Origin of the sequence: Idiomarina sp. H2, assembly GCF_004364275.1 — a bacterium.
GTDB lineage: Bacteria > Pseudomonadota > Gammaproteobacteria > Enterobacterales > Alteromonadaceae > Idiomarina > Idiomarina loihiensis.
This window is the reverse complement of the sequence record NZ_SNZY01000025.1, coordinates 1-1219: the sequence shown is the minus strand read 5'-3', so window position 1 is coordinate 1219 and position 1219 is coordinate 1. Positions and strand designations below refer to the sequence as shown.

At 38.3% G+C, this 1219-nt stretch carries 2 protein-coding genes; both read right to left on the bottom strand.

Annotation, left to right across the window (positions count from 1 at the left end):
- Positions 1–32: 32 nt before the first annotated feature.
- Positions 33–302, bottom strand: coding sequence for a hypothetical protein (locus tag DET62_RS14385; RefSeq protein ID WP_110014434.1), 270 nt, complete (start codon positions 300–302; stop codon positions 33–35).
- 9 nt (positions 303–311) lie between these two features.
- Positions 312–548, bottom strand: a complete 237-nt coding sequence (locus DET62_RS14380; protein ID WP_110014433.1) for a hypothetical protein — start codon at positions 546–548, stop codon at positions 312–314.
- Positions 549–1219 lie beyond the last annotated feature (671 nt).

Below are 1219 nucleotides of genomic sequence, written 5' to 3'. Positions count from 1 at the left end.
CGTTGCGCTAAATCCCTCCAATGTTGAGGAAATTAAGCGTAATACGGCGGTTGCTTAAAACAGGTTTTTTGGACAACTAGGTTGAAAAACGCCGGGTCATCAAGTAGGAAATAAATTTTAGAGCTTCCAGGTATACGCTTAACAGGGGGCAGTACCTTATCTGCTTCTTCAATACGACCTGCCTCTAAATGCATTTCACGTATTTTTTGCCAGCGCCGCAAGGTTTTACGGCTTATATTAAAGTACTTTTCACACACATCTTTCGCGCTTATCAGCTGCATTGAACTGTTTACTCTATTCATCACTATCTCCTATAGAACTTCGATATCATCTAAATGATTTAAAAAGCTACTAATGTCTTGAACACTGAACCTGACAGTTCCTCCTCCAGAAAAGTAAACAGGGGAAGGACAGCAGCGCTTTGCATCGGATTCATATCCCCCTTTATATAACCTGTTATAGTCCCTCATCATCCGTTCTATTGACGAAACCGACGTATTAAAAATTTCAGCTAACTGACCTTTTTTAAGTAATGTAATGTCTTCCATTTTTTCCTCCGTTTATTGGACGGATATATCTTATCCAGAAGATCTATGCCCTCCAAAAAACGGCCAGACTTTTGGTGTCGGGTTTTTTTGATGATCTTTTTAAGGGAAAAAAGAAGACTCTATTTAATTTGCATCGTCCCTACTTTTGGGTAGGGACGATGCGCAGCATATTCGTGAAAGCCGCTTCAACAGCGGATTTCACGAAAAATAATTAAGGGGATGGATAAGGGATTATAATTTTTTGAGTAAATGAACACTCTACGGTAAGAAATGTATTCAAGACGCCTACGGGAAAATTATAAGCGTTAATTTACGGTTTTTTTCTAGGAAGGAAGTAGAAAGGAGAGCTAATCAGCGAATAAAACATCAGTTTTATCGATAGATTTTAAATCGGACATGTCCGATTTTTAAATTCGTTCGACACTAAACTTCTTAGGCTATTGCCAGGTGGCTTTATAGCTTGAATATCAAGGATTATCGGCTACAACAAGGAATAGTAAGACTCAAAAATAGAAAAATTTCAGTTTGTTTTCCCCCTCCTTTTTTAGTCGACTCTTACATCACCCCTTGGGTCATCGGTAGTGTTCAGAATTCTGTGTCATTTCGTTAAACTAAGCAAAAAAGAGATGACATATGACCAAAACCAATTTCGACATGGATGCCGCTTTAAA

Excerpts from the sequence above, each read along its gene's own strand:
- DET62_RS14385 (WP_110014434.1), bottom strand. The coding sequence starts at position 302 with ATGAATAGAGTAAACAGTTCAATGCAGCTGATAAGCGCGAAAGATGTG.
- DET62_RS14380 (WP_110014433.1), bottom strand. The coding sequence starts at position 548 with ATGGAAGACATTACATTACTTAAAAAAGGTCAGTTAGCTGAAATTTTT.